A 22,262-nucleotide genomic window follows, 5' to 3' on the forward strand; every position below is an offset into this window, starting at 1 on the left:
TCATTGCACCGCGTTATCCGCAAACCATTGCTTGATTTCCGCCTCGTGCCCGGAAGCGAACGAAGCTTCCGCCACGACGAGCTTGGCGTTCGGCTCGCGGTCCGCTTTCGGATTGACGCCCGTCACGCTCGGTTCGAAATAGCTTTCCTCGCCTTGGTCGATCAAAGCCTGTTGGGTAGCGGGATCGAGCAGGAAGTCGACAAACGCCTTGGCCGCTTCCGGATGGTCGGTTTCCTTCTGAATCGCGGCGACGCGGACGGAACCCGGCGCCCCTTCTTCCGGCCAGATGATGCCGAACGGCTCGCCGCCGTTTTTCAGAGCGTACGCGTTGCTCTCCTGGAGAGCGGCCGCCTTGATTTCGCCGCCGGTCAGGGCTTGCGCGACGTTGGGGTTTTTCGGATAGACGCGGGTGCCGTTGCCCAATACGCCCTTGAAGTATGCCTTGCCCTCTTCCATGCCTTTCGATTCGAAAAACCAGGCGACGAACGGATACGCCGGAGCGGCGACGGCCGGGTCCGCCATGCCGACCGCGTCCTTGAATTTCGGGTCGGCCAGATCGGCCCACGATTGCGGCGCGCTCGCTTCGTCGAAAGCCTCCGTATTGTAAACGATGACCGAGGCGGCGTGCGCGCCCGTCGGATAATAGGATTGGTTCGCGGGCACGAAGCCTTTCGCGAAATCGGTCAAATTCGCGGCGTTGGCGGGAGTATAGCCCTCCAACAGCTGTCCGCTCTGGCTCAGGCCTTCGATGGAAGGCATCGAATCCATCCAGACGACGTCCCAATGCGGGTTCCCCTTTTCCGCTTCGATCCGGGACATGATTTCCGCTCCGTTGCCGGTTACGAGTTCCAGCTTGTAGCCGGTCGCCTCTTCGAACATCGGCTTGATAATTTCGTCGAAATCGTTCAAATAGACCGTCAGCGTCTCGCCTCCCCCCGCAGGCTTCGCGCTTTCCGAAGCCGAAGGCGACGCGGAAGCCGCTTGCGAGGCCGACGGCGACGGAGAGCTCGCCGCCCCGTTTCCGTTGTTGGCACCGTTCGCGCCGTTTGCGTTGCTGCCGCAAGCCGCGGTTGCCAGCATCAGCGATATCAGGCCCGCGGCGGCGAAGCCCCGGTTGATGAAATTCCGTTTCATATGCATCCCCCTGCCCAAATTAGGTATGCCTTAACTTTAAGGGGGGATTGTCAAGCTTATGTAAACCCAATGCCAACTTGAGATTAAATAATATCTATAGTTGTTGATATTTTTATCGAATTTATCTATATTTTAATCGATCGGAAACGGGGGAAACGAGGGATTGTCGGATGAACGTCCAACAGTTGAAAGTCTTTCTAAAAGCGGCCGCCAGCCGCACGATTTCGGATGCCGCCGAGGAGTTGGGGCTTAAGCAGCCAACGGTTACGTTTCATTTGAAAAAGTTGGAGGATACGCTCGGAGTCGAGCTGTTTCGCAAAAGGTCCGGGCGTCTGCGGCTTAGCGAAGCCGGGGAGGACCTGCTCCCTTACGCCCGCAAAATCGCCGCCATGATGGACGAAGCCCAGCGGCTAATGAGCGAGTACAGGGATCAGGGACGGGGCAAGCTCAGACTGGGCGCGAGCTATACGCCCGCCACTTATTTCCTGCCGGCGTATCTCGCCGAGTTCCAGATGAAATTCCCTTTGACGCTCCCGCTGCTGACGGTGAAGCAAGCTTCCGACGTGCTTGCCATGCTGCACCGGTACGAAGTGGACGTCGCCGTCGTTTCGCTGCCGGACGGGCCCTATCCGGAGCTTCACGTCATCAAGCTCGCCGATGACGGATTAAAGCTCGTCCTGCCTCCGCGGCATCGGCTGGCGGGGAGGCAGAACGTCGCCGTGAGCGACCTTGCGGACGAGCCGTTTCTCGTTCATGAGGCGGGGTCGACCTCGCGGGAGCTGGCCGAGCATTGGGCGAGGGAAAACGGGCTGCGCTGGAACGTTCGGATGGAGCTGGGCGCCGTCGAGACGATCAAGGAAGCCGTCAAGCACGGCATGGGAATCGGGCTGCTGCCGGGGCGCAGCGTATTGAGGGAAGCCGCCGACGGCGATTTGGCGGTGCGGGAGCTGCCCGGCAAGGTGCGGCCTCGAACGATCAGCCTTGTCTACCGCAAGGAAGATTCGCTGGCGTCCCAGGCGTCGCGGTTCATCGCCTTTATGCGGGCGAAACTGGACGTATGAGATCGTTTTAGAAAAAGCCTGAATCCCTGCAGGTTTTGGCGCTATCGCGAGTTCGATCCGAAAAAAAGCAGCCCCGCGAAAACGAACCGTTTCCGGGAACTGCTTACTCTTCTTTGGCCGACTCGTCGCCGCCCGCCGCGGTTCCGTCGTAACGGGCGTAGCGGTCGTCCGCCTCGGAAGCCATCTTGCGATAGACTGCCGTCTTCTCCGCGATCGGATCGCTTTCGCTCCGAATGCGGATTTCCCACCGCGGCGGCAGAGATGCCACCGCTTCTTCGGCCGCGTTCCGGCCGTCCGCCTCGCCCTCCGCCAAGCGGCGGGCCAATTCCCTTTCCGCCGGCGAAGCCGCGGTCTCCGCGGCCTCGTCCGCTTCGGGCGACCCGGCGGCTCGTTTCTGTTCCTCGGCCATGTCGCCGCCTCCTTCGCTTCCCCTAGGATGGTCGAAAGCTCGGATTTTTACGCTTTGGCGAGCGATTCGATCAGCTCGTCGTGAATCCGGCCGTTGCTCGCCGCAATGTCCCGGACGCCGAGATGATAAGGCTGGCCGGCCTGATCGGACAGCCGCCCTCCCGCCTCTTCGACGAGCAGCGAGCCCGCGGCCAAATCCCAGGCGTTGAGCCCCACTTCCCAAAACCCGCTAAGCCGTCCCGCCGCCACGTAGGCCATGTGCAAGGCGGCCGAGCCGGCGATCCGCAAATTCCGCACCTGCGGAGCCAGCGCCTGAATCTGGCGCAGATTGGCCGGAAGCGCCGCCACGTGATCCGCCGGCAGGCCGGTGGCGACGAGGCTTTGCGCGAGAGCCGTCTCCTTCGAAACGCTCATTCTTTTCCCGTGTACGTAAGCGCCTTTGCCCCGTTCGGCTACGAACAGCTCGTCCCGGGAAGGATCGTATACGACGCCGACGATAACTTGTCCCTTATAAGCCAAGGCGATCGATACCGAATAAAACGGGAAACCGTGCACGTAATTGGTCGTTCCGTCGACCGGGTCGACGATCCACAAATATTCCGCTTCGCTTTTGCGTTCCAGCGCCTTCGCCGAAGCTTCCGGGCCGGGTTCGACCCCTTCCTCGCCCAAAAAAGAATGCTCCGGAAAGTGGGTCACGATCAAATTCCGAATCAGCCTCTCCGCTCCCTTGTCCACTTCGGTGACGAGATCGTGCTTGCTGTATTTGACGTCGGGGGCCGCGAAGTTGCCGATTTTGGTTTTGATCCATTCACCGGCCTTGGCTGCGCAGTTGACGGCGACCGCCGTAAAGCTCTTGCTGCCGATAACCGGCTCGTTGGCATCCATCGAATCATCCCTCAAATCTTCCAAAATAATAGTTTTTTCCGTGAAAACCCTTACCCGTTTATTATAGCGCGACTTCGTTCCCTAATTCTATCATGCTTGTATTATATACGAGAGGGAAGATAGCGAGTTCCGCGTCTAACGGGAAAAAGGGGAAAAACGGGCGTTCGGTCAGCCCATTTCCCCCGATCCTTTAATGATCAAATAGACGGCAACCGCGAGCAGCGTCGCCCTCAACAGCCACATCAGCTGCTTGCCCGTCATCCGCGCGGCGATCGCCGCGCCCAGTTTTCCGCCGACGATCGCGCCGGGAGCGAGGGCGGCGAACAGCAGCCAATCGATGTTGCCGTTTGCCGCATGCACCGCGCTTCCCGTCACGGAGGACAGCAAAATGACGAACATGGACGTGGCCGTCGCGACGTGGGGCGGGAACCCGAACAGCAGCACCATAAGCGGCACGAACAGGGAGCCGCCTCCGATGCCGAACAAGCCGGACGAAACGCCGACTCCCGCTCCGATCGCAAGCGCCAGTCCGATCGAATACCCGTACTCGTATACGTTCCCGTCCGCATCGGCGAACGTCCGGCGTACGGGCCAGTCCCGGCTCAGCGGCTTCATGCGCTCCCGGGCGATCATGAGAACGAACATGACGAACATGAACAGGCCGAAGCTCAGTTGAAAGGGGCCTTTCGGGACATCATTCGTCGCGGCGGCGCCCGCCATCGCCGCGGGACCGCTCGTGGCGAACAGCAGCCATCCGGTTTTAAAGTCGACTTTGCCTTGTTTTTTATAGGTCCATGTGGCCGTAAACGCGGTCAAGATCAGCACCGCAAGCGAAGTGCCGACGGCCGTCTGCGTCGACACCGCTTCTCCGAGCATGGCCGGCGCGATCAAGACGAGCGACGGAACGATGACGATGCCTCCGCCCAAGCCGACGATGCTTCCGAATATGGCGGAAACGACGCCGATCAGCGCGAACAGCGTCCAAGCCCAACCTTCCAACTCGTCCAACTCCTCCGTAACGGGCAGCCCGCTCGCGGGACGCCGTGCCATTCGTGCGGCCCCTGCGCCCAGCGGGTTTCCCATCGCTGCCGCAAACCCGTTCTACCCTTCAACTTCGATGCTTGCCCCGTCGACGATCCGCAACCCTTGCCCGTCCGCCGCGGCCGCCTTCATTTCCTCCATAAGCTTGACCAGCGCCAGGTCCTTTTGCTTCGCCTCGATCATGACATCGACGGCCGGCGTCGAACCCGCGATGCTCCGCAAAAAGGCGAGCAGCGGCCCGGATTCCACGTAGTCGGCATGGCCACGCGGGTCGGTCGCGCTTTTCGGGCTGGATGCGTGCAGCTTGGGAGGAAGGCCGAGCGGCTCGAACCGTTCCCATGTCCGGGCGATGCGCGGCCACAGCGCTTCCGCGGACTCGCCGCCGGGATTGACCGCGTGATGGTGCAGGTCCAGCACCATCGGGGTCCCGGCCGCCTCGCAGATCGCCAGCGTTTCCGCGGCCGTGAACGTTTTATCGTCGTTTTCCAGCGTCAGACGCCGTCCGAGCCGCTCGTCCAGCGCGCCGAAATTGCGCAGAAACCGTTGGCCCGCTTCCTCCTTGTTCCCGTAGCTTCCGCCGACGTGAATGTTGCAGAGCGCCCGCTCGTCAAGCCCCATGCACTCGAGAATTCGCACATGATGCTCGAGATCCTTGACCGATTTGCGGAGCACCTCTTCGCGGGGCGTGCTCAGCACCGTAAAGTGGTCGGGGTGAAACGACAGGCGGATGCCGTGCTCGCGGGCAAAGCTTCCGATTTCCGCAAACGACGGAGCCAGCTTTTCGTAAGGGGACCAGTCGGCGAGGTCCTCATGCGTCGCCAGCGGGATGAGCTTGGAGGTCATTCGGTACACTTTGACGTCCATATACCGGCAGTGCTTCAGCAGGCGCAGCGTATTGCGGATGTTTTCCTCGGCAAGCGTCTCCAAACGACGAAGCCCCGCCTCTCGGTCCGCGAGTTTGGCGAAATTCGCCATCGTCATCGTCCGGGACGGGGATGCGTTTTCCAATTGAACGGACATGGCGACAAAACCGAACCTGACTCGCATCGAACTCGCCCCTTTTTCGCCCGGCCGAAGCCGCGCGTTCTCTAAAAGAAGTTTGTCCGATCGCGGGCTTGTCCACCCGTTCGATTTGCGGGGCTTCAGCCTTGTTCGCCGAAAAACATTTCGTGCGCGAGCGCGGTTTGCACGCGCGCTTCCTCCTCCGTCAGCCGCCGGACCAGTTCCATTTCCACCTCGGTCACCTCTTCGCCCTGGAAATTGATTTCGGCGATGGAGGCGACGATTTTCACGATGGCGATAGCCTGGTTGTCCGGCGTGTAGGCGATGACCTTCTGGCCGGTCGGGAACACGCGGAACTGCTTTTTGACCATTTTGCCCCGTCCGTATTCCAGAAGCTCGTACAGCTCCTGCTCGGATTTGAATTTGCATACCGAGTTGAATTCCGTTTGAAAGCCCATCTTTGATCCCTCCGGTTGCGTTAACCGCCGTAGTCGAGCTTTTGCCGCTCGCCGTGGCGCTCGATCGCAAGCTCGATCAGCGTGTCCAGCAGCTCGCGGTATGAAACGCCGGATTCCTGCCACAGCAGCGGGTACATGCTGAACGGAGTAAAGCCCGGCATCGTGTTGACTTCGTTGATGAAGAGCCGCCCGTCGCTGCGCCGCATGAAAAAGTCCGCGCGGCAGAGCCCGGAGCCGTCGATCGCCCGGAACGCTTTGACCGCCATTTCCCGCACGGCGGCGGCGGCGTCCGGATCAATTTCGGCCGGAATGACCATGGCGGATTTCCCGTCGATATATTTGGCATTATAGTCGTAAAAATCGTTCGAGCTGACGATCTCCCCGGGCACCGACGCCCTCGGCTCGTCGTTGCCGAGCACGCTGACCTCGATCTCCCGGGCGTCGACGAACTCCTCCACGATTACTTTGCGGTCGTAGCGGAGCGCCGTGGAAACGGCGTCGGCCAGCTCTTCCCGGTTTCGCGCCTTGGAGATGCCGACGCTCGAGCCGAGGTTCGCCGGCTTGACGAAGCAAGGGTATTTCAGGGACGCCTCGATGTTGGCCAGCAGCGCTTCGCGCTCCTTTTCCCACTGGAACCGGGTGAAAAACCGGTAGCCGACCTGGGGAAGTCCCGCCTGGGCGAACATCGTTTTCATGAATGCCTTGTCCATGCCGACCGCCGAGGCCAGGACTCCCGCCCCTACATAAGGCAGGTTGGCCATCTCGAACAGGCCCTGAATGGTGCCGTCCTCGCCGAACGTTCCGTGCAGCAGCGGAAACATGACGTCGATCGGACGCTGCGCTTCGCCGTCGGCGGGCGCGAGCTCGCTCATGCCCCGCACGACGGGGAGCATGGCATCGGACGGGGCGTCGATCGCATCGGGTTCGGGTTCGAACCGGAGCTCGGCGATCGCGGCCGGCGGCGCCTCCAGCTTCGGTCCGGACCGCCATTGGCCGGTCTTCGTTATATAAAAGGGAATCAGTTCGTATTTCCCGTAGTCGAATGCTTTCAAAACCGCGAGAGCGGTTTGCAGGGAAACTTCGTGCTCGCCAGAGCGTCCGCCGTACACGAGGCCGACGCGAACTTTGGAATTCATAGCAGTCCTCCGGATGATAGGGTCAAAATTCGTCGATTAAATGAAAAAAACGGTACCGGGTTTGCTCCGTCCATGCGTAGGAGTCGCGGTAATCCCAGTAACGGCGGCGGCTGCTGACGGTATTGGCGTTCACCAGCGGCATGCCGTCCGGCGTGAACGCGGTCACGATCGTGTTGTGCTGGTAGCCTCCGTTGCCGTCCCAGTCGTAGCAAATGACGTCGCCCAGTTGAAGCTGACGCGGGGAGTCGACCGCCTCCGCCCGCAGCCCGAACGCTCTCGGCGCCGACAAATAATGCTGCAAACTGTTCGCGACCGCCCAGCTGAAGCTCCACAGCTCCTGCCCGCCGGAGCGCCCTTTGTACCACCAGCCCGTTTCTCTCCTACCAGTATAGTTCATCGGCGCTCCCCCTGCAAAGAGACACTGGGAAACGTAATTGGTGCAGTTGACGGCGAAATTTTCGAAGGCGGGGTTCGGCCGGTCCCACCACCGCTCGGCATAAGCGACCGCCTCTTCCCTGCGGTAAGGCATGCTTCGCTCGCACCCGTCCTCCCAGCTCCCGCTCGTGCCCGGCCCCGCGTATACCTTCGAACGCGCGGGCACTTCGGCATCGATCTTGATGAGCGGGATGGAAGGCAGCACCGGGCGACTGGGCCAGCCGTACTCGTCGACAAGCTCCCGGTTCGCGTTAGCCATCGGCAGCGGGTGCTGCTCGGTGGCGATCGGCTCGATCCCGTCCACCCGCCAGCGGGTTCCCGACTTGATCAGGCGAATTCGCTCCTTCTCCACCCGCTCTTCCAGCCAGGGAAAACGGTCCTGTTCGTACGAGCGGACCGTATGAAGCTGCAGGTCGGCCGCGACCTCCGTTTCCTTCGCCTCGTAACGGAGCAGGCGCGCCTTCATTTCGCTGCGGATCGGCTTGAACCGGACAAGCGCGGCGCGCTCCTCCAGCGCCTCCGCCCGGCGAACGAGGCGCATGCGGTGGTAGGGATCCGGCACGCGTCGAAATGCCTTGGCATCCCCGAGCAAACCGGCTTCATTGACGACACTCACATAATCGACTAACGCCTGTTTCCATCCGAGCTGCCGATCCGGCACCGCGGTTCCTCCTCCCGATTCGCCCAGACTTCGCTTCGTTTCATCCTATGCGGAAAACGGCCGAAGCATGACGTCGGAAGAGCGGCCCCGGGGAGGCCAAGCTGCTTCCGGGTTGTCTTTTTGCGCCAATGCCGGATGAAACGCCCGGAACGGGAGGCATCCTATTAAAATGGGCGCAAAGGGCGCCAAATGAAATTCGCGATTCGGCGCGGATTTCGTCACAAAACGTTCACAGAGCCAGCAAATGTAACTTTACGGAACGCATGTCTGACGTTATACTATAACTGAAGGTTTTTTGAAATCGTGTTTCACGCAATGAAACTCATTCTCAACGACTCAGGAGGCTGATTGATTTGTCTAACCTGCCTTACAAGGTGCAGTCCGAGCTGAAGGTAGCCGGACAATCGTACCGCTACTACAGCTTGCAAGAGCTGGAACAGCAAGGTGCGGGCCCAGTATCCAAACTTCCTTTTTCGATGAAGGTGCTGCTCGAAGCCGCGATCCGTCAATTCGACGGCCGCGCCATTACGGGCGAGCATGTCAAGCAACTCGCCGGCTGGACCAACGGCCGCGAGGATAAAGAAGTTCCGTTCATTCCGGCGCGGATTGTGCTTCAAGACTTTACCGGGGTTCCGGTCGTCGTCGACCTGGCCGCCATGCGCGAAACCGTGAAGCAAGCCGGCGGCGATCCGAAACGGATCAACCCGCTCGTTCCCGTCGACCTTGTCATCGACCACTCCGTCATGGTTGACGCGTTCGGCACGCCGGACGCGCTGCAAACGAACATGGACATCGAATTCGAGCGCAACGAAGAGCGCTACCGCTTTCTTCGCTGGGCGCAAACGGCGTTCGATAATTTCCGCGCCGTTCCCCCGGCTACCGGTATCGTTCACCAGGTCAACCTCGAGTATCTCGCTTCCGTCGCCGCGACCAAAACGAAAGACGGCGTAACCGAGGTTTACCCGGATTCCCTCGTCGGCACGGACTCCCATACGACGATGATCAACGGCCTTGGCGTCGTCGGCTGGGGCGTCGGCGGCATCGAAGCCGAAGCCGGCATGCTCGGCCAACCGCTTTATTTCGTAACGCCCGAAGTCATCGGCTTCCGCCTGACCGGCCGTCTGGCCGAAGGCGCGACCGCGACCGACCTGGCGCTTACGATTACGCAAATTTTGCGGAAAAAGGGCGTCGTCGGCAAGTTCGTCGAATTTTTCGGTTCCGGCCTTTCCAACATCAGCCTCGCCGACCGCGCGACGGTGGCCAACATGGCTCCGGAGTACGGCGCCACGATCGGCTTCTTCCCGGTCGACTCCGAGACGCTTAACTACATGCGTCTGACCGGCCGCGACGAGAAGCAAATCGAGCTCGTCGAAGCGTATTACAAGGCGCAAGGCATGTTCCGCACCGACGACACGCCGGATCCGGTGTTCACCGACGTCATCGAGCTGGACTTGTCCACGATCGTTCCGAGCCTCGCCGGTCCGAAGCGTCCGCAAGACCGCGTCGAGCTGACGAACATGAAGAAGGAATTCAACGAAATTATCCGCACGCCGATCGACAAGGGCGGCTACGGCCTCACCGACGAAAAGATCGCGCAAAAAGCGGAAGTCCATCATAAAAACGGCAAGAAAAGCGAGCTTACGACGGGCGCGGTCGTCATCGCCGCCATCACGAGCTGTACGAACACGTCCAACCCGAGCGTAATGCTTGGCGCGGCCCTGGTCGCGAAGAAAGCCGTCGAACGCGGCCTGACCAAGCCGGAATACGTCAAGAGCTCGCTGACTCCGGGTTCGCTCGTCGTTACCGATTACCTGCGCAAAGCCGGCCTGCTTCCGTACCTGGAGAAAATCGGCTTCTACGTCGCCGGCTACGGCTGCGCGACCTGCATCGGCAACTCCGGCCCGCTGCCGGACGAAGTCAGCCAGGCGATCGCCGACAACGATCTGACGGTAGCCGCGGTGCTGTCCGGCAACCGGAACTTCGAAGGCCGCGTGCACGCCCAGGTCAAAGCCAACTACCTGGCTTCGCCTCCGCTCGTCGTCGCCTACGCGCTGGCCGGCACGGTCAACATCGATCTGGCGAACGATCCGATCGGCTTCGGCAAAGACAACGAGCCGGTGTACCTGAAGGACATTTGGCCGACGAACGACGAAATTCAGGAAGCGATTCGCCAGTCGCTGTCCCCGGACATGTTCCGCGCCAAGTATGAAAACGTCTTTACGCAAAACGAACAATGGAACCAAATCCCGGTTCCGCAAGGCGAGCTTTACGAATGGGATCCGAAGTCGACCTATATCGCCAACCCGCCGTTCTTCACCGATCTCGGCTCCGAACCGGGCGACATCGCGGACATCAAGAGCGCGAACGTGCTGGCGCTGCTCGGCGATTCGGTCACGACGGACCACATTTCGCCGGCGGGGAACATCAAGGCCGACAGCCCGGCAGGCTTGTACCTGACCGAGCATGGCGTCGCCAAGAAGGACTTCAACTCGTACGGCTCCCGCCGCGGCAACCACGAAGTGATGATGCGCGGCACGTTCGCCAACATCCGGATTCGCAACCAGGTCGCACCCGGCACCGAAGGCGGCGTGACGACGTACCTGCCGACCGGCGAAGTGATGTCCATCTATGACGCTTCGATGAAATACCAAAACGAGAAGAAAAACCTCGTCGTCATCGCCGGCAAAGAATACGGCACCGGCAGTTCCCGCGACTGGGCGGCCAAAGGCACGTTCCTGCTCGGCGTCAAGGCCGTCATCGCCGAAAGCTTCGAGCGGATTCACCGTTCGAACCTGGTCGGCATGGGCGTACTGCCGCTGCAGTTCCAAAACGGCCAAAGCTGGAAGACGCTCGGCATCACCGGCCGCGAAACGTTCGACATCGCCGGCCTGAGCAACGACGTGCAGCCGGGCCAAACGCTCACCGTCAAAGCTACCCGCGAAGACGGTTCGACGTTCGAATTCCCGGTTACCGTCCGCCTCGACTCGATGGTCGACGTCGACTACTACCGCAACAGCGGCATCCTGCAAACGGTGCTTCGCCAAATGCTGGCCGCGCAATAAATCTTTTGCTTCGCACTGCCCCGAGTCCGAAAGTACGGTTCGCCCGTGCTTTCGGACTTTTTTGCGTTGCGGGGCGCGGTTGCGGAACGAAACGTGCCGTCGTTTCCTGCTCTTTCCTTTTCTTTTTTGTTTCCGCTCGCGTTGTTGCGCTATAATGTTACCGGAGGTGAAGCCCGGATGGCTGCTGAACAGAAACATTGGCTCCGCCGCTACCGATCGGCCGTTATCGTCGGGCTGGTTGCCGTTCTCTTTATCGTGGCGAGCAATTGGTCGTTCCCTTACGTGCTCTATGGACCGGGCTCGGCCGAGCCCGTTCATCCCCGGGTCGAAACCGGGCACGAACTGGAGGAGAAAGGCGCATTGCTGTTTACGACCGTTTCGACGTATTCGAAACCGAACGTTTTTTCCATCTTGTACGCTTGGATCAACCCCCGAATGGACATCGTAACCGAAGAGAAGGCCACGGGAGGCACGGTCAATTACGCCGCCTACCGGAACCTGCTCGCCTATATGCGGGACAGCTCCGAAAACGGGGCGCTGATGGCGGCCTACGACTCCCTCGGCCGGCAGATTCAAATCGAAGAGCAGGGCGTCATCGTCAGGGCGTTTCTGCCGGACACGCAAGCCCGCGAGCACGGGCTTCAGGAGGGGGATATCATTACGTCCGCCGACGGCAAGGAAACGTTGACGGCCGAATCGCTAACGGCCGTGCTTCAATCCAAAAAAGCCGGGGAAACCGTCAAATTGGCCGGAACGAGAGGCGACAAGCCGTTCGAGGCCGAGGTCCCGCTCATCGCGATGGCTTCGACCGGCAAGCCTGGCGTCGGCTTTTATCAGGAAACCGTGCTAAAGGTGACCGCGCCGGACCCGGTCAAGTTCGATTTCGCGGACACCGGCGGTCCTTCGGCCGGACTTATGATGACGCTGGAAATCGTCGCCCAATTGACCGGAGACGACCTGTCCCGGGGCTACCGGGTGGCCGGCACCGGCACGATCGCTGCCGACGGCACGGTCGGGCAGATCGGAGGCATCAAATACAAGCTGATGGCCGCCGACCGGGAAAAAGCGGATTACTTCCTCGTCCCCTACGACGAGAAGAACGGCGCGAGCAACTGGAAGGAAGCCGAGGAAACGGTCAAGGAGCTCGACCTTGATCTCGAACTGGTGAAAGTCTCGACGCTGGACGACGCGCTGGCGTTTTTGCGGGGACTGGAGCCGAAAGCGTAAAACGGTCGCAATCCGATTGGGAAACGTCGTTTTCCGTCCTTTATCCCGTTACGAAAAACCGGGGACTGCCCGAAGGTCTTTTCCGACCTTTCGGCAGTCCCCGGTTTTTTAGCCGAGCAGCGAGCCCATCCGCCTTGCGGCGGCGACGATGGCGGGCGCCCGCTCCTCCATGACGTCCGGCGTAAGCCGGTTCGAAGGTCCGGAGACGGACAACGCCGCCACCAGCTTGCCCGCCCGGTTGAAAATCGGCGCGGCGACGGCCGCCGCCCCCGCTTCGCGCTCCTCGAAGCTTGTCGCGTAGCCCGCGGCGGCGATCTCGGCCAGTTGCTTCTCGTACGCCGGAATATCGACGGACGCGGGCCATGCCGGATCGTTCAGCAGCGCTTCCTTCACTTCCGGTTCGGCAAACGCGAGCAGTACCTTGCTTGAGGCGCCTACGAACAGCGGCAGCCGGGCCCCGACCGGAGCGACCCGGCGAATCGCCTGCTCGCTCTGCACCGCCTGGATGCGGACGCGGTCGCGCCGGTCGCGCACGTACAAGCTGATCGTTTCGCCCAATTGGTCCCGCAGCCGTTTCATTTCCTCGAGCAGGACGACCGCGGGGTCGTCGGACTGGGTCAAATGGGCGGACAGCTCCAAAATCCGCAAGCCCAGCCTGTATTTATCGGTAGCCTCGTCGCGCATGACGAAGCCCTTCTCTTCCAACGTCGCCAGCAGACGATGGACCGTGCTCTTGTGAAGCCCGGCTCGCTGCGCGATTTCCGTCAACCCCCATTCGCTCCCCGAAGTAAAACAAAGGAGAACGTCGAGAGCTCTTTCGACGGCGCGTACGGTCTTTTTCTCGTCTTCCATTCGAAGGCCTCCAATCGTTTCACTCCATGAAACACTGGTACACCTAGTATAACCGATGCGCTCAACCCCGTAAATATTGGCAGCGTTTCATTGCAGTTTCATTACGTCTGTCTAACAATTCGACAAGTCTCGTTGACGCTCCCTTTTTTCAATTTTACGATAACTTTAACGATTTCATTAGAAAACCCTCATCCGAAGCGGAGGCGATCCCGATGAATACGACAACGCTGAGTTCCCGCCCTCTGGACGCCCTGCCTTTGCCCGAATCCCCCGCTTTCGTCCCGGAAGCCGCGGTCTCGCGGAAAGGCAAGAGACTGCTTCTGGCCGTCCTCGTTTTCATTTTCGCGTCGGTCTTGCTGGTCGTGTCGATTTTTGCCTACGCGGCTTATCTCCTTACGCATCCGAAAGTCGCCGCCCTGTCGCTCAACCCGATGTCCGCCAAAAACCTCCCCTATTCGGACGTCTCGTTTCCGAGCGCGGACGGGGCGTCCCAGGTGCACGGCTGGTGGATTCCCGGCGGCAGCGAGCGAACCGTCGTCCTGAGCCACGGGTTCGGCGCCAATCGCGAGGAGCCTTGGGTGCCGATGTACGATATCGCCGAGCTGCTTAACGGCTGGAACTATAATGTGCTCATGTTCGACTACGGGTTCGCCGACCCCGTTCGGCCGTCCGCGGCGACCGGAGGGATAGCGGAATCGCAGCAGCTGCTCGGAGCGCTGCAGTTCGCCCGCAGCCAAGGCAGCGCGGAACTCGTCGTCTGGGGATTTTCCATGGGCGCCGGCACCGCGCTTCAAGCCGCTCTTCAAACGGACCTGATCGACGGCATGATCCTGGACAGCACGTTTTTGGCGGACGAAGACACGATTTATGAAAATATTAACCGGTACGTATCGCTTCCCCGACCCCTGACCCTGAATCTCGTTCGGCTTTTATTCCCGCTTTGGAGCGGATATTCGGTGGATCAAATCCCTTCGGAACAAGCGCAATCCACCGATTATCCGTTTCCGATCATGCTCGTGTACGGAACGGCGGACGACAAATCCCCGCAATGGATGACCGAAAATATCGCGGCGGCGCAATCCCATCCGTCCTCCGAGCTGTGGATCGTTCCGGACGTTCTTCACGAAATGATTTTTCGGACCCATACGGAGGAGTATGTCGAACGCGCTTCGGTTTTTTTAGACGGCATTAGCCGCTCTTCCGGCTCCGGCGAAACCGTCCCGGGCGAAACCTTCGCCGTCTGAAGTGTCATAAACGGCCGTTTTCCCGGCATAAACATAGGTACGTAGCCATATGTCGCTGCTACTTATGGAGGGAGGGAATCGGCATGCCGACAGCCGAAGCTTCTGGCGGATATCCATTTGAACTGGCAAATGAATTGGTCGGTTGGAAAACCCGGGAAAGCCAGGGAACGCTCCTTCTGCGCGAACGGATCCCCGGGCTTGAACCGGCGTTCGCGAAGCTGCTGAACGAATGGCAGCTCGTGTTCGAGCGGACGGCCGCTGCCGCCCGCTATTCGCTGTACGAGCCGACGCCCGGCACCCCGTTTCATTTATCCCGGCGCGCTTCCTCATTTGCCCGTCTCGAGGAGGAGGCAAAGCGGCAATCCGCCGAATATATTCGCCACCTCAAGGTGATCCGAAAAAATAGCGAAGCCTTTCGCAAAAACCCGGAAGCCTCCGCCCTCGCGGAGCGGCTTCAGGCGGAATCCGGACGCTATTTGGACGCTTCCGAACCGAAGCCGGCCGCTTCGTCGGCGCCAGCGGGCCAAATTCGGCCGAACGGAGAAGAAAGCGACGACGCTGCGGAGCGGCCGGACATTCCGCAGCCCGCCGACGGACTGGCGAGATCCCCCGAAGGAAGCTGGTCCGATCCGCTCCCCGGCGTCGGGACCGGACGTCCGGTTCCGATCGGGGGGCATTCGCTGCCGCCGCTGCCTTATCCGTATGATGCCTTGGAGCCCTACATCGACGAGAAGACGATGCGGATACACCACGACAAGCACCATCAGAGCTACGTGGACGGCTTGAACAAGGCGGAGCTCAAGCTGCAGGAGGCCCGGCGCACGGGCGATTTCGACCTCGTGAAGCATTGGGAACGGGAGCTGGCGTTCCACGGAGCCGGCCATTATTTGCACACGATATTTTGGGATGCGATGTCGCCGAAAGGCGGAGGAAAGCCGACGGGACCGCTGGCCGAGCAAATCGAGCGCGATTTCGGCGGATACGAGGCTTTCAAGCGGCAGTTTACGGAAGCCGCGGACAAAGTCGAAGGCGGCGGCTGGGCGATTCTCGTCTGGAGCCCGCGCGCCCGCCGGCTCGAAATTTTGACGGCCGAAAAGCATCAAAATCTTTCCCAATGGGATGTCGTGCCGCTGCTGCCGCTGGACGTATGGGAGCATGCCTACTACCTGAAGCATCAGAACGATCGGGCGGGTTATATCAAGGATTGGTGGAACGTCGTCAACTGGCCTTATGTTTCCGATCGTTTCGCGAAGGCAAGAACGCTGCAATGGCAGCCGTATTGAGGCGATCCGCTCCCCGGCGGCGACGGAAGGGTTCCGTTGCGGCCGGGGATTTTTTGCGTTCCGGAGCCCTTGACGCCCGCTCGCCTCCCCCTCATGAGCTTTGGCTGCCCCCTACTTCGACATTTTTTTAATTTGTCAATTCATGGCCCATATAGTAAAATTAGAACAAATGTTCCCGACTCCCCCCGCACTCCAACCGCTACCACGGGGAACGCGAACTCGCCTGCAACGCCATTTATATTTTATTGAGGAGGCTGTTCGGGATGAGCGACGAGAAGCTGGATTTGATTTTGCTGGAGCTGCGGGATTTCCGCGGGGAATTTGCGGAGCTTAAGCTGGAGGTGTCCGGACTTAAGCAAGACGTGTCCGGACTTAAGGAAGACGTGTCCGGACTTAAGCAAGAGATGGCGGAGCTGAAAAGGGATTTCAGCGAGCACAAGGAAGATTACAGGAGCTTCAAACGGGAAACCTCCGGCCGTCTGGACCGGCACGAAGATTTGCTCGTTCAACTGATCGGCATCGTGAAATCGACGAATGCGTCCGTCGCCCGGATCGCGGAACAGCAAACCGAGATGAGGCACGAGTTTTCCGCCAAGTGGCAGGCTCACGATTACAGCATCGACATCTTGAACCGAGAACAGTTGAAGCTTAAAGCCGACGTCGAAATGCTGAAAAACCGCTGAACATACGGACAAGCCCCGCACCGGCCGCCAAGCTGGTTTTCGGAAATCGGGGCTTGTTCTTTTTTGTCATTCTATCGGCCGGTTATCCGGAGTTCGCAGAAACCAAAGGTTCCGGCTTATACGCTACCGTCCGGCTCCTTCCTCCCTGCTTCGCGTTCAGGGAAAGCGTATTTTCCGCCAAAGCCGATTTTTGAGTGAAATAGCCGACCCCTGTGTTCAACCCGAAGGTTGCCGCTACCGCAAAAAAAACGATAGCCGCGATAATGACGGACAGCTTGGCGCCGCTCGGTCTCTGATGTAGTTTGCGCATGGCAGCCCTTTCCGCTCCCTGTCATTCATCTATTCCGTATGTATTATACCTGCCTGCCTATCAGGATATCAAACGAGCGGAGGACTTTAAGAGATTGTCCGTCCGCCCGAATTTTACCCGTATCGTTATTCCGCTTTCGGGACATACTCCCTGATGTCGTGCAACCGTTCCGGGTCCCGAACGGGTTGCCCGCGTCATTCAAAAAACGCTTGGATGTGACAAAAAACGATGCCTCTTCCGCCGCAATTGTACCATGCGTTCGTACGAACGGCATGGTTTACGAAAAAATACATTCATAACCTTATTAACGAACATTTCGACTTACGATCAGGCCACCCTCTTGATTTCGGAGCAGGCACCGGGGCGAACTGCGTCATCTGCAATCCGGATTCGTACATCGGCATCGAGCCCGACGTCAAACGAATCGAGTACGCCAAAAAGCGGTATCCCGATCATCGTTTTATCGAATTTGATTCAAAACGGATTGCGGTCCCGGACCGTTCGATCGATACCATCCTTATTGTCGCCGTGCTTCATCATATCCCCGACAATCTGATCAGAGAATATTTGCTGGAATTTGCAAGGATATTGAAGCCTGCCGGGAAAATCGTCGTCATCGAGCCTTATTTGTGCAACCGGACCCGATTCAACAACCGATTCATGAATTGGTACGACGAGGGCGAACATATTCGCTATGAGGAAGATTATTTGAATTTGTTTCGGGACGCCGAATACGATTTCCAGGTGCTGAAAAGATTTACAAAATGCTTTGTCTATAATGAACTTTTTTTCAGTGCCGCACCGAGGCCAAAGCCGCTGCCTGCCGAGCACCCGATTAACGTTTGATCGCGAAATCGGACTTGTCCGTAAAAAAGACAGAACCCCGGATTAAAGGATTCTGTCTTTTTTCGCATTAGAAGCCAGGATTACAGGCTCCAGTCCAGCTTGACTTCCCCGCCCGTACGGGACGACTCGTAAATCGCGTCGATGATCAGATTCGTCCGCAATCCCGTCTCGGCGGAAGTCCACGGCGTTTTCCCTTCGCGAATGCATTCGAGGAAGTGGCGGCTCAACCGCACGCGGCTTCCTTCGTCGTTATCCGGGGCCCGCAGCGGCACGTCGACCGGGCGGTCGAATTTTTCCGTCAGGAACATGCCTTCGTTGCCTCTCAGGAACGCTCCGCCGTCCGAGCCCATGATGTGAACGAACGGGCTGCTGTCCGTGTTCATGTGCACGGCCCAGCTCACTTCCAGCGTCAGCGAGGCCCCGTTGTCCATCTTGATGATCGCCGTCGCCAGATCCTCGACGTCGTAGATGCCGTTCCAATCCGGCTTGCCCCACGTGCCGATCCCTTTTTTGCGCGGACCGAATTCCGCGTAGGTGGACCCGTATACCGATACCGGCTTCGGCTCGCCCATCAGGAAAAACGCCAGATCCAGCATATGCACGCCGATATCGATGAGCGGCCCGCCGCCGGACTGGTCCTTCCGCGTAAACCACGTGCCCCAGCCGGGAATGCCCTTGCGGCGGTACCAGCCGGTTTTGGCCGTGTAAATGTTGCCCAGCTCGCCCTGCTCGATTTGCGATTTCACTTGCAGCGGCAGCCAATCCCACCTCATCTGATGCGCGACCATGACCGTCTTGCCGTATTTCTTCTCCGCGCGGACGATGTCTTTGGCCGCCCCGGAATGAAGTCCCATCGGCTTTTCGACGAGCACGTGCTTACCGCTTTCCAGCGCCCGGATCGTCAGCGGCGCATGGCTTTGGTTCGGCACGGCGACGATCACCGCGTCGATGTCGCCGCGCTCGATGAGCGCTTCCGGCGACGGGGCGACCGTTTGAATGCCGTATTGCTGCGCCCGCTGCTCCGCGAGCGGAAGATATGCGTCCGTAATCGCGGCGATTTCGCATTCCTGACCGAGCTTGCCGAATTCTTGCAGGTGCACGTTTCCGATATTGCCGGCTCCGATGAGGCCGATTCGGATTTTATCTGAGGAACCCATCTGTTGAAAAACCTCCATACCATGGTTGATTTCGCTGCTTTACCGTCATCATACGCCACATCCCGCCCGGAATACGATGTCCGATTTGGCCCTTTTCTTATTCGCGATGGACAAACGTCCGGGGAACGCTCCTCCTCGCGCCAGGGGGGCCTGCATTGGAAAATAGGCATCATGGCGAAAATTACGCCGCGTGTCCCGCAAGCTTGCCCGGGCGCTTTCTCGTCGCTAAAAAGCCGCTCCCCCGTCGGCGCGAAACGATCGGACAAGGGAGCGGCTTTTCTATGATTCGCCGATGCGGACGGTCTTCGCGTCGCGCAAAGCCATTTCGATCAGATGCCGGGCGCGCCGCATTTCTTTTTCCTCCGGCGGCCGGACGCCCTCCAGCGGATACGCTTTGCCGAGCCGTTCCCACTTGTATACCCCCATCCGGTGGTACGGCAGCAGCTCGAACTTCGCCACGTTGCCCAGCGTGCCCATGAACGCCCCCAGAGCGGTCAAGTCCGCCATGTCGTCCGTCACGTCCGGAATGAGCACGTGGCGAATCCATACGGGCTTCCCCCGCTCCGACAGCCAGCGGGCGAAGGCGAGCGTCCGGTCGTTGGGCTGGCTAGTCAGGGCAATGTGCCGCTCGCGGTTCAGCTGCTTCAGATCGAGCAGCACGAGATCGGTGACCTCCATCAGTTCCTCGACGTGATGAGGGTCGCAGAAGCCTGAGGAATCGAGCGCCGTATGCAGCCCCCAGCGCCTCTTGCACTCGGCCAGCAGCCGGGCGACGAAGGGCGCCTGCAGCGTCGGCTCCCCTCCCGTGACGGTAATGCCGCCGCCGGAGCGGCTGTAATACGGAACGTAAGGCTCGATTTCCGCCAGCAACTCCTCGACCGTCGCCGTTCGGCCGTCCCGGGGATTCCACGTATCCGGGTTGTGGCAGTACCCGCACTGCAGCGCGCACCCCTGCGCAAAGAGCACGAAGCGAATGCCCGGGCCGTCGACGGTGCCGAACGTATCGATGGAATGGATGCGGCCTTCGTTATGCATGGCCTTCGCCTCCCTTCGGGTTTCGGGGCGCAGCCGGACGCCCGGTCACATCGCTCCGTGAAACGTCCGGTTCACGACGTCAAGCTGCTGTTCTCTCGTCAGCTTGATGAAGTTGACCGCATAGCCCGACACGCGGATCGTCAGCTGCGGGTATTTCTCCGGATGCTCCATCGCATCCAGCAGCTGCTCGCGGTTGAACACGTTGACGTTCAAATGGTGCCCGCCGCTTGCCGTATAGCCGTCCAGAAGCGACACCAGCACGCCGCTTCTCGCCTCCTCCTCCCGGCCAAGCGCTTTCGGCACGATCGAGAACGTGTTCGAAATGCCGTCCTGGCAGCTCGCGTACGGAATTTTGGCGACCGAGCCGAGCGACGCGAGCGCTCCCTTGCGGTCGCGTCCGTGCATCGGGTTCGCCCCCGGCGCGAACGGCTCCCCGCTCTTTCGGCCGTCGGGCGTGCTGCCGGTTTTTTTGCCGTACACGACGTTCGAGGTGATCGTCAGCACCGACAGGGTCGGAATCGCATTCCGGTACGCATGGTGCTTGCGCAGCTTGTTCATGAACGATTCCGCCAGCTCGACCGCGATCCGGTCCGCCCGGTCGTCGTTATTGCCGTATTGCGGATAGTCGCCCTCGATCGCGAAATCGATCGCGACGCCTTGCTCGTTGCGGATCGGCCGCACTTTGGCGTGCTTGATCGCGCTCAAGGAGTCGGCCGCCACCGAGAGCCCGGCGATGCCGCACGCCATCGTGCGGACGATCTCCCGGTCGTGCAGCGCCATTTCCAGCCGTTCGTAGCAGTATTTGTCGTGCATGTAGTGGATGACGTTGAGCGTGTTCATATACAGGCCCGCAAGCCATTCCAGCACCTCGTCGTAGTTGGCCGCCACTTCCGCGTAATCGAGCGTGTCCCCGGTCAGCGGAACGAGCTTCGGGCCGACCTGGATGCCGAGCTTCTCGTCGATGCCGCCGTTGATCGCGTACAGAAGCGCCTTCGCCAAATTCGCCCGCGCCCCGAAAAACTGCATCTGCTTGCCGATCCGCATCGCCGAAACGCAGCACGCGATGCCGTAATCGTCCCCGAACAGCGGGCGCATCAGCTCGTCGTTTTCATACTGGATCGAGCTTGTCGCGATGGACACTTTGGCGCAATAGGCCTTGAACGCCCGCGGGAGACGCTCGGACCAGAGCACCGTCAGGTTCGGCTCGGGCGCCGGCCCCAGGTTATAAAGCGTATGAAGAAAACGGAACGAGTTGCGGGTTACCAGCGTCCGGCCGTCCAGCGCCATGCCGCCGATCGATTCCGTCACCCACGTCGGGTCGCCGCTGAACAATTCGTTGTAGTCGGGCGTCCGCAAAAATTTGACGAGCCGGAGCTTCATGACGAAATGGTCGACCAGCTCCTGCGCTTCCGCTTCGGTCAGCGTGCCTTCCGCCAAATCCCGCTCGATGTAAATATCGAGAAACGTCGACACGCGGCCGAGGCTCATCGCCGCCCCGTTCTGCTCCTTGATCGCGGCCAGGTAAGCGAAGTACAGCCATTGAAACGCCTCGCGCGCATCGGCCGCAGGCCTGGAGATATCGAAGCCGTAGGAAGCCGCCATCTTCTTCAGCTCCTGCAGGCTGCGAATCTGCTCGGAAAGCTCCTCGCGCTGCCGGATGACCTCCTCCGACATTTCGCAAACCTCCAGCTCCCGCAAATCGTCCCGCTTGTCGTCGATGAGGCGGTCGACGCCGTACAGCGCGGCCCGCCGGTAGTCCCCGATAATCCGCCCGCGGCCGTAGGCGTCGGGCAGCCCGGTAATGATGCCGGCTTTGCGCGCTGTCCGCATTTCCGTCGTATACGCGTCGAACACGCCCTGGTTATGCGTTTTGCGGATGTCGGTGAACAGCCGGATCATGTCGTCCGGCAGCCGGTAGCCGTAGGCTTCGCAGGCGTCGGCCGCCATCCGGATGCCCCCGAACGGCTGAACCGCCCGCCGCAGCGGCGCGTCGGTTTGCAGCCCGACGATTTTTTCCTTGCCGCGCTCGATATAGCCCGGACCGTGCGACGCAATCGTCGACACGGTATGGACGTCGATATCGAGCACGCCGCCGTTTTCCCGTTCCCGGCGCATCAGCTCCAGCACCCGGTCCCACAGGGAACGCGTCGCCTCCGTCGGCGGGGCGAGGAACGCCTCGTCCCCGTCGTAGGGAGCAACGTTCCGCAAAATGAAGCCGGACACGTCGATCCGTTTTTTCCATTCGCCATCCGCAAACCCCCGCCAAGGGCCGCCCCCCGGCTTCGCGCGGTTCCGAACCTCGTCTGCAACCTTCGCCATGTCAAGCACCTCCAAATAAAATC

The 22,262-nt window shown here is 60.2% G+C and carries 20 protein-coding genes; 7 read left to right on the forward strand and 13 right to left on the reverse strand.

Annotated features, from left to right (window positions below):
• Positions 1-1,134 carry an ABC transporter substrate-binding protein gene (locus B7E11_RS06980; protein ID WP_080832897.1) on the reverse strand — a complete coding sequence of 378 codons (1,134 nt, stop codon included), beginning with the start codon at positions 1,132-1,134 and terminating at the stop codon, positions 1-3.
• Between the two features lie 170 nt (positions 1,135-1,304).
• On the opposite strand from B7E11_RS06980, the gene B7E11_RS06985 reads away from it, so the two are divergent.
• Positions 1,305-2,195 (forward strand): LysR family transcriptional regulator, encoded by an 891-nt coding sequence (locus B7E11_RS06985; protein ID WP_080832898.1) that lies wholly within the window; start codon positions 1,305-1,307, stop codon positions 2,193-2,195.
• A gap of 103 nt (positions 2,196-2,298) precedes the next feature.
• Here B7E11_RS06985 and B7E11_RS06990 read toward each other — a convergent pair whose 3' ends face one another.
• The 7 genes from B7E11_RS06990 to B7E11_RS07020 form a co-directional block, all read right to left on the reverse strand.
• Positions 2,299-2,604 (reverse strand): hypothetical protein, encoded by a 306-nt coding sequence (locus B7E11_RS06990; protein WP_245809646.1) that lies wholly within the window; start codon positions 2,602-2,604, stop codon positions 2,299-2,301.
• Between the two features lie 47 nt (positions 2,605-2,651).
• Complete coding sequence (locus B7E11_RS06995; RefSeq protein WP_080833779.1) at positions 2,652-3,488, reverse strand: inositol monophosphatase family protein; 837 nt, start codon at positions 3,486-3,488, stop codon at positions 2,652-2,654.
• Between the two features lie 168 nt (positions 3,489-3,656).
• The gene (locus B7E11_RS07000; RefSeq protein WP_080832899.1) at positions 3,657-4,538 is read right to left on the reverse strand and encodes a sulfite exporter TauE/SafE family protein; all 882 of its coding nucleotides are present in this window, start codon (positions 4,536-4,538) and stop codon (positions 3,657-3,659) included.
• A gap of 51 nt (positions 4,539-4,589) precedes the next feature.
• The gene (gene uvsE / locus B7E11_RS07005) at positions 4,590-5,576 is read right to left on the reverse strand and encodes a UV DNA damage repair endonuclease UvsE (RefSeq protein ID WP_080832900.1); all 987 of its coding nucleotides are present in this window, start codon (positions 5,574-5,576) and stop codon (positions 4,590-4,592) included.
• Positions 5,577-5,671: 95 nt separating this feature from the next.
• Entirely contained in the window at positions 5,672-5,989 is a 318-nt protein-coding gene (locus tag B7E11_RS07010) for a hypothetical protein (protein ID WP_080832901.1), read from the reverse strand.
• Between the two features lie 20 nt (positions 5,990-6,009).
• The gene (locus B7E11_RS07015) at positions 6,010-7,125 is read right to left on the reverse strand and encodes a D-alanine--D-alanine ligase (RefSeq protein ID WP_080832902.1); all 1,116 of its coding nucleotides are present in this window, start codon (positions 7,123-7,125) and stop codon (positions 6,010-6,012) included.
• Between the two features lie 22 nt (positions 7,126-7,147).
• Entirely contained in the window at positions 7,148-8,221 is a 1,074-nt protein-coding gene (locus tag B7E11_RS07020) for an amidase domain-containing protein (RefSeq protein ID WP_245809647.1), read from the reverse strand.
• 347 nt (positions 8,222-8,568) lie between these two features.
• Here B7E11_RS07020 and acnA point away from each other — a divergent pair, with 347 nt between their 5' ends.
• Both acnA and B7E11_RS07030 read left to right on the forward strand, forming a co-directional pair.
• On the forward strand, positions 8,569-11,283 hold the full coding sequence (gene acnA / locus B7E11_RS07025; RefSeq protein WP_080832904.1) for an aconitate hydratase AcnA: 2,715 nt from the start codon (positions 8,569-8,571) through the stop codon (positions 11,281-11,283).
• A gap of 177 nt (positions 11,284-11,460) precedes the next feature.
• Positions 11,461-12,510 carry a YlbL family protein gene (locus tag B7E11_RS07030; RefSeq protein WP_139787107.1) on the forward strand — a complete coding sequence of 350 codons (1,050 nt, stop codon included), beginning with the start codon at positions 11,461-11,463 and terminating at the stop codon, positions 12,508-12,510.
• Between the two features lie 108 nt (positions 12,511-12,618).
• Here the strand turns inward: B7E11_RS07030 and B7E11_RS07035 are convergent, their stop codons facing one another.
• Positions 12,619-13,362: an IclR family transcriptional regulator gene (locus tag B7E11_RS07035; RefSeq protein ID WP_080832906.1), complete on the reverse strand. Its 744-nt coding sequence runs from the start codon at positions 13,360-13,362 to the stop codon at positions 12,619-12,621.
• A 212-nt stretch (positions 13,363-13,574) separates the two neighbouring features.
• Between B7E11_RS07035 and B7E11_RS07040 the strand changes: the two genes are divergently transcribed.
• The 3 genes from B7E11_RS07040 to B7E11_RS07050 all read left to right on the forward strand — a co-directional run bounded on the left by B7E11_RS07040 (position 13,575) and on the right by B7E11_RS07050 (position 16,572).
• Complete coding sequence (locus B7E11_RS07040; protein ID WP_080832907.1) at positions 13,575-14,606, forward strand: alpha/beta hydrolase; 1,032 nt, start codon at positions 13,575-13,577, stop codon at positions 14,604-14,606.
• Between the two features lie 83 nt (positions 14,607-14,689).
• Positions 14,690-15,889, forward strand: a complete 1,200-nt coding sequence (locus tag B7E11_RS07045; protein ID WP_080832908.1) for a superoxide dismutase — start codon at positions 14,690-14,692, stop codon at positions 15,887-15,889.
• 263 nt (positions 15,890-16,152) lie between these two features.
• A complete protein-coding gene (locus B7E11_RS07050) occupies positions 16,153-16,572 on the forward strand; it encodes a hypothetical protein (RefSeq protein WP_080832909.1) in 420 nt (139 codons plus the stop codon).
• Between the two features lie 82 nt (positions 16,573-16,654).
• Here the strand turns inward: B7E11_RS07050 and B7E11_RS07055 are convergent, their stop codons facing one another.
• Positions 16,655-16,882, reverse strand: coding sequence for a hypothetical protein (locus B7E11_RS07055; RefSeq protein WP_080832910.1), 228 nt, complete (start codon positions 16,880-16,882; stop codon positions 16,655-16,657).
• Positions 16,883-17,110: 228 nt separating this feature from the next.
• On the opposite strand from B7E11_RS07055, the gene B7E11_RS07060 reads away from it, so the two are divergent.
• Positions 17,111-17,728 (forward strand): class I SAM-dependent methyltransferase, encoded by a 618-nt coding sequence (locus B7E11_RS07060; RefSeq protein WP_080832911.1) that lies wholly within the window; start codon positions 17,111-17,113, stop codon positions 17,726-17,728.
• 80 nt (positions 17,729-17,808) lie between these two features.
• Here the strand turns inward: B7E11_RS07060 and B7E11_RS07065 are convergent, their stop codons facing one another.
• From B7E11_RS07065 to pflB, 3 genes are all read right to left on the reverse strand, one after another.
• A complete protein-coding gene (locus B7E11_RS07065) occupies positions 17,809-18,885 on the reverse strand; it encodes a Gfo/Idh/MocA family protein (protein ID WP_080832912.1) in 1,077 nt (358 codons plus the stop codon).
• 279 nt (positions 18,886-19,164) lie between these two features.
• Positions 19,165-19,920, reverse strand: coding sequence for a pyruvate formate-lyase-activating protein (gene pflA / locus B7E11_RS07070; RefSeq protein WP_080832913.1), 756 nt, complete (start codon positions 19,918-19,920; stop codon positions 19,165-19,167).
• A 45-nt stretch (positions 19,921-19,965) separates the two neighbouring features.
• Positions 19,966-22,239, reverse strand: a complete 2,274-nt coding sequence (gene pflB, locus B7E11_RS07075; RefSeq protein ID WP_080832914.1) for a formate C-acetyltransferase — start codon at positions 22,237-22,239, stop codon at positions 19,966-19,968.
• Positions 22,240-22,262 lie beyond the last annotated feature (23 nt).

Source organism: Cohnella massiliensis, assembly GCF_900169535.1.
Taxonomy (GTDB): Bacteria; Bacillota; Bacilli; order Paenibacillales; family Paenibacillaceae; genus Cohnella; species Cohnella algarum.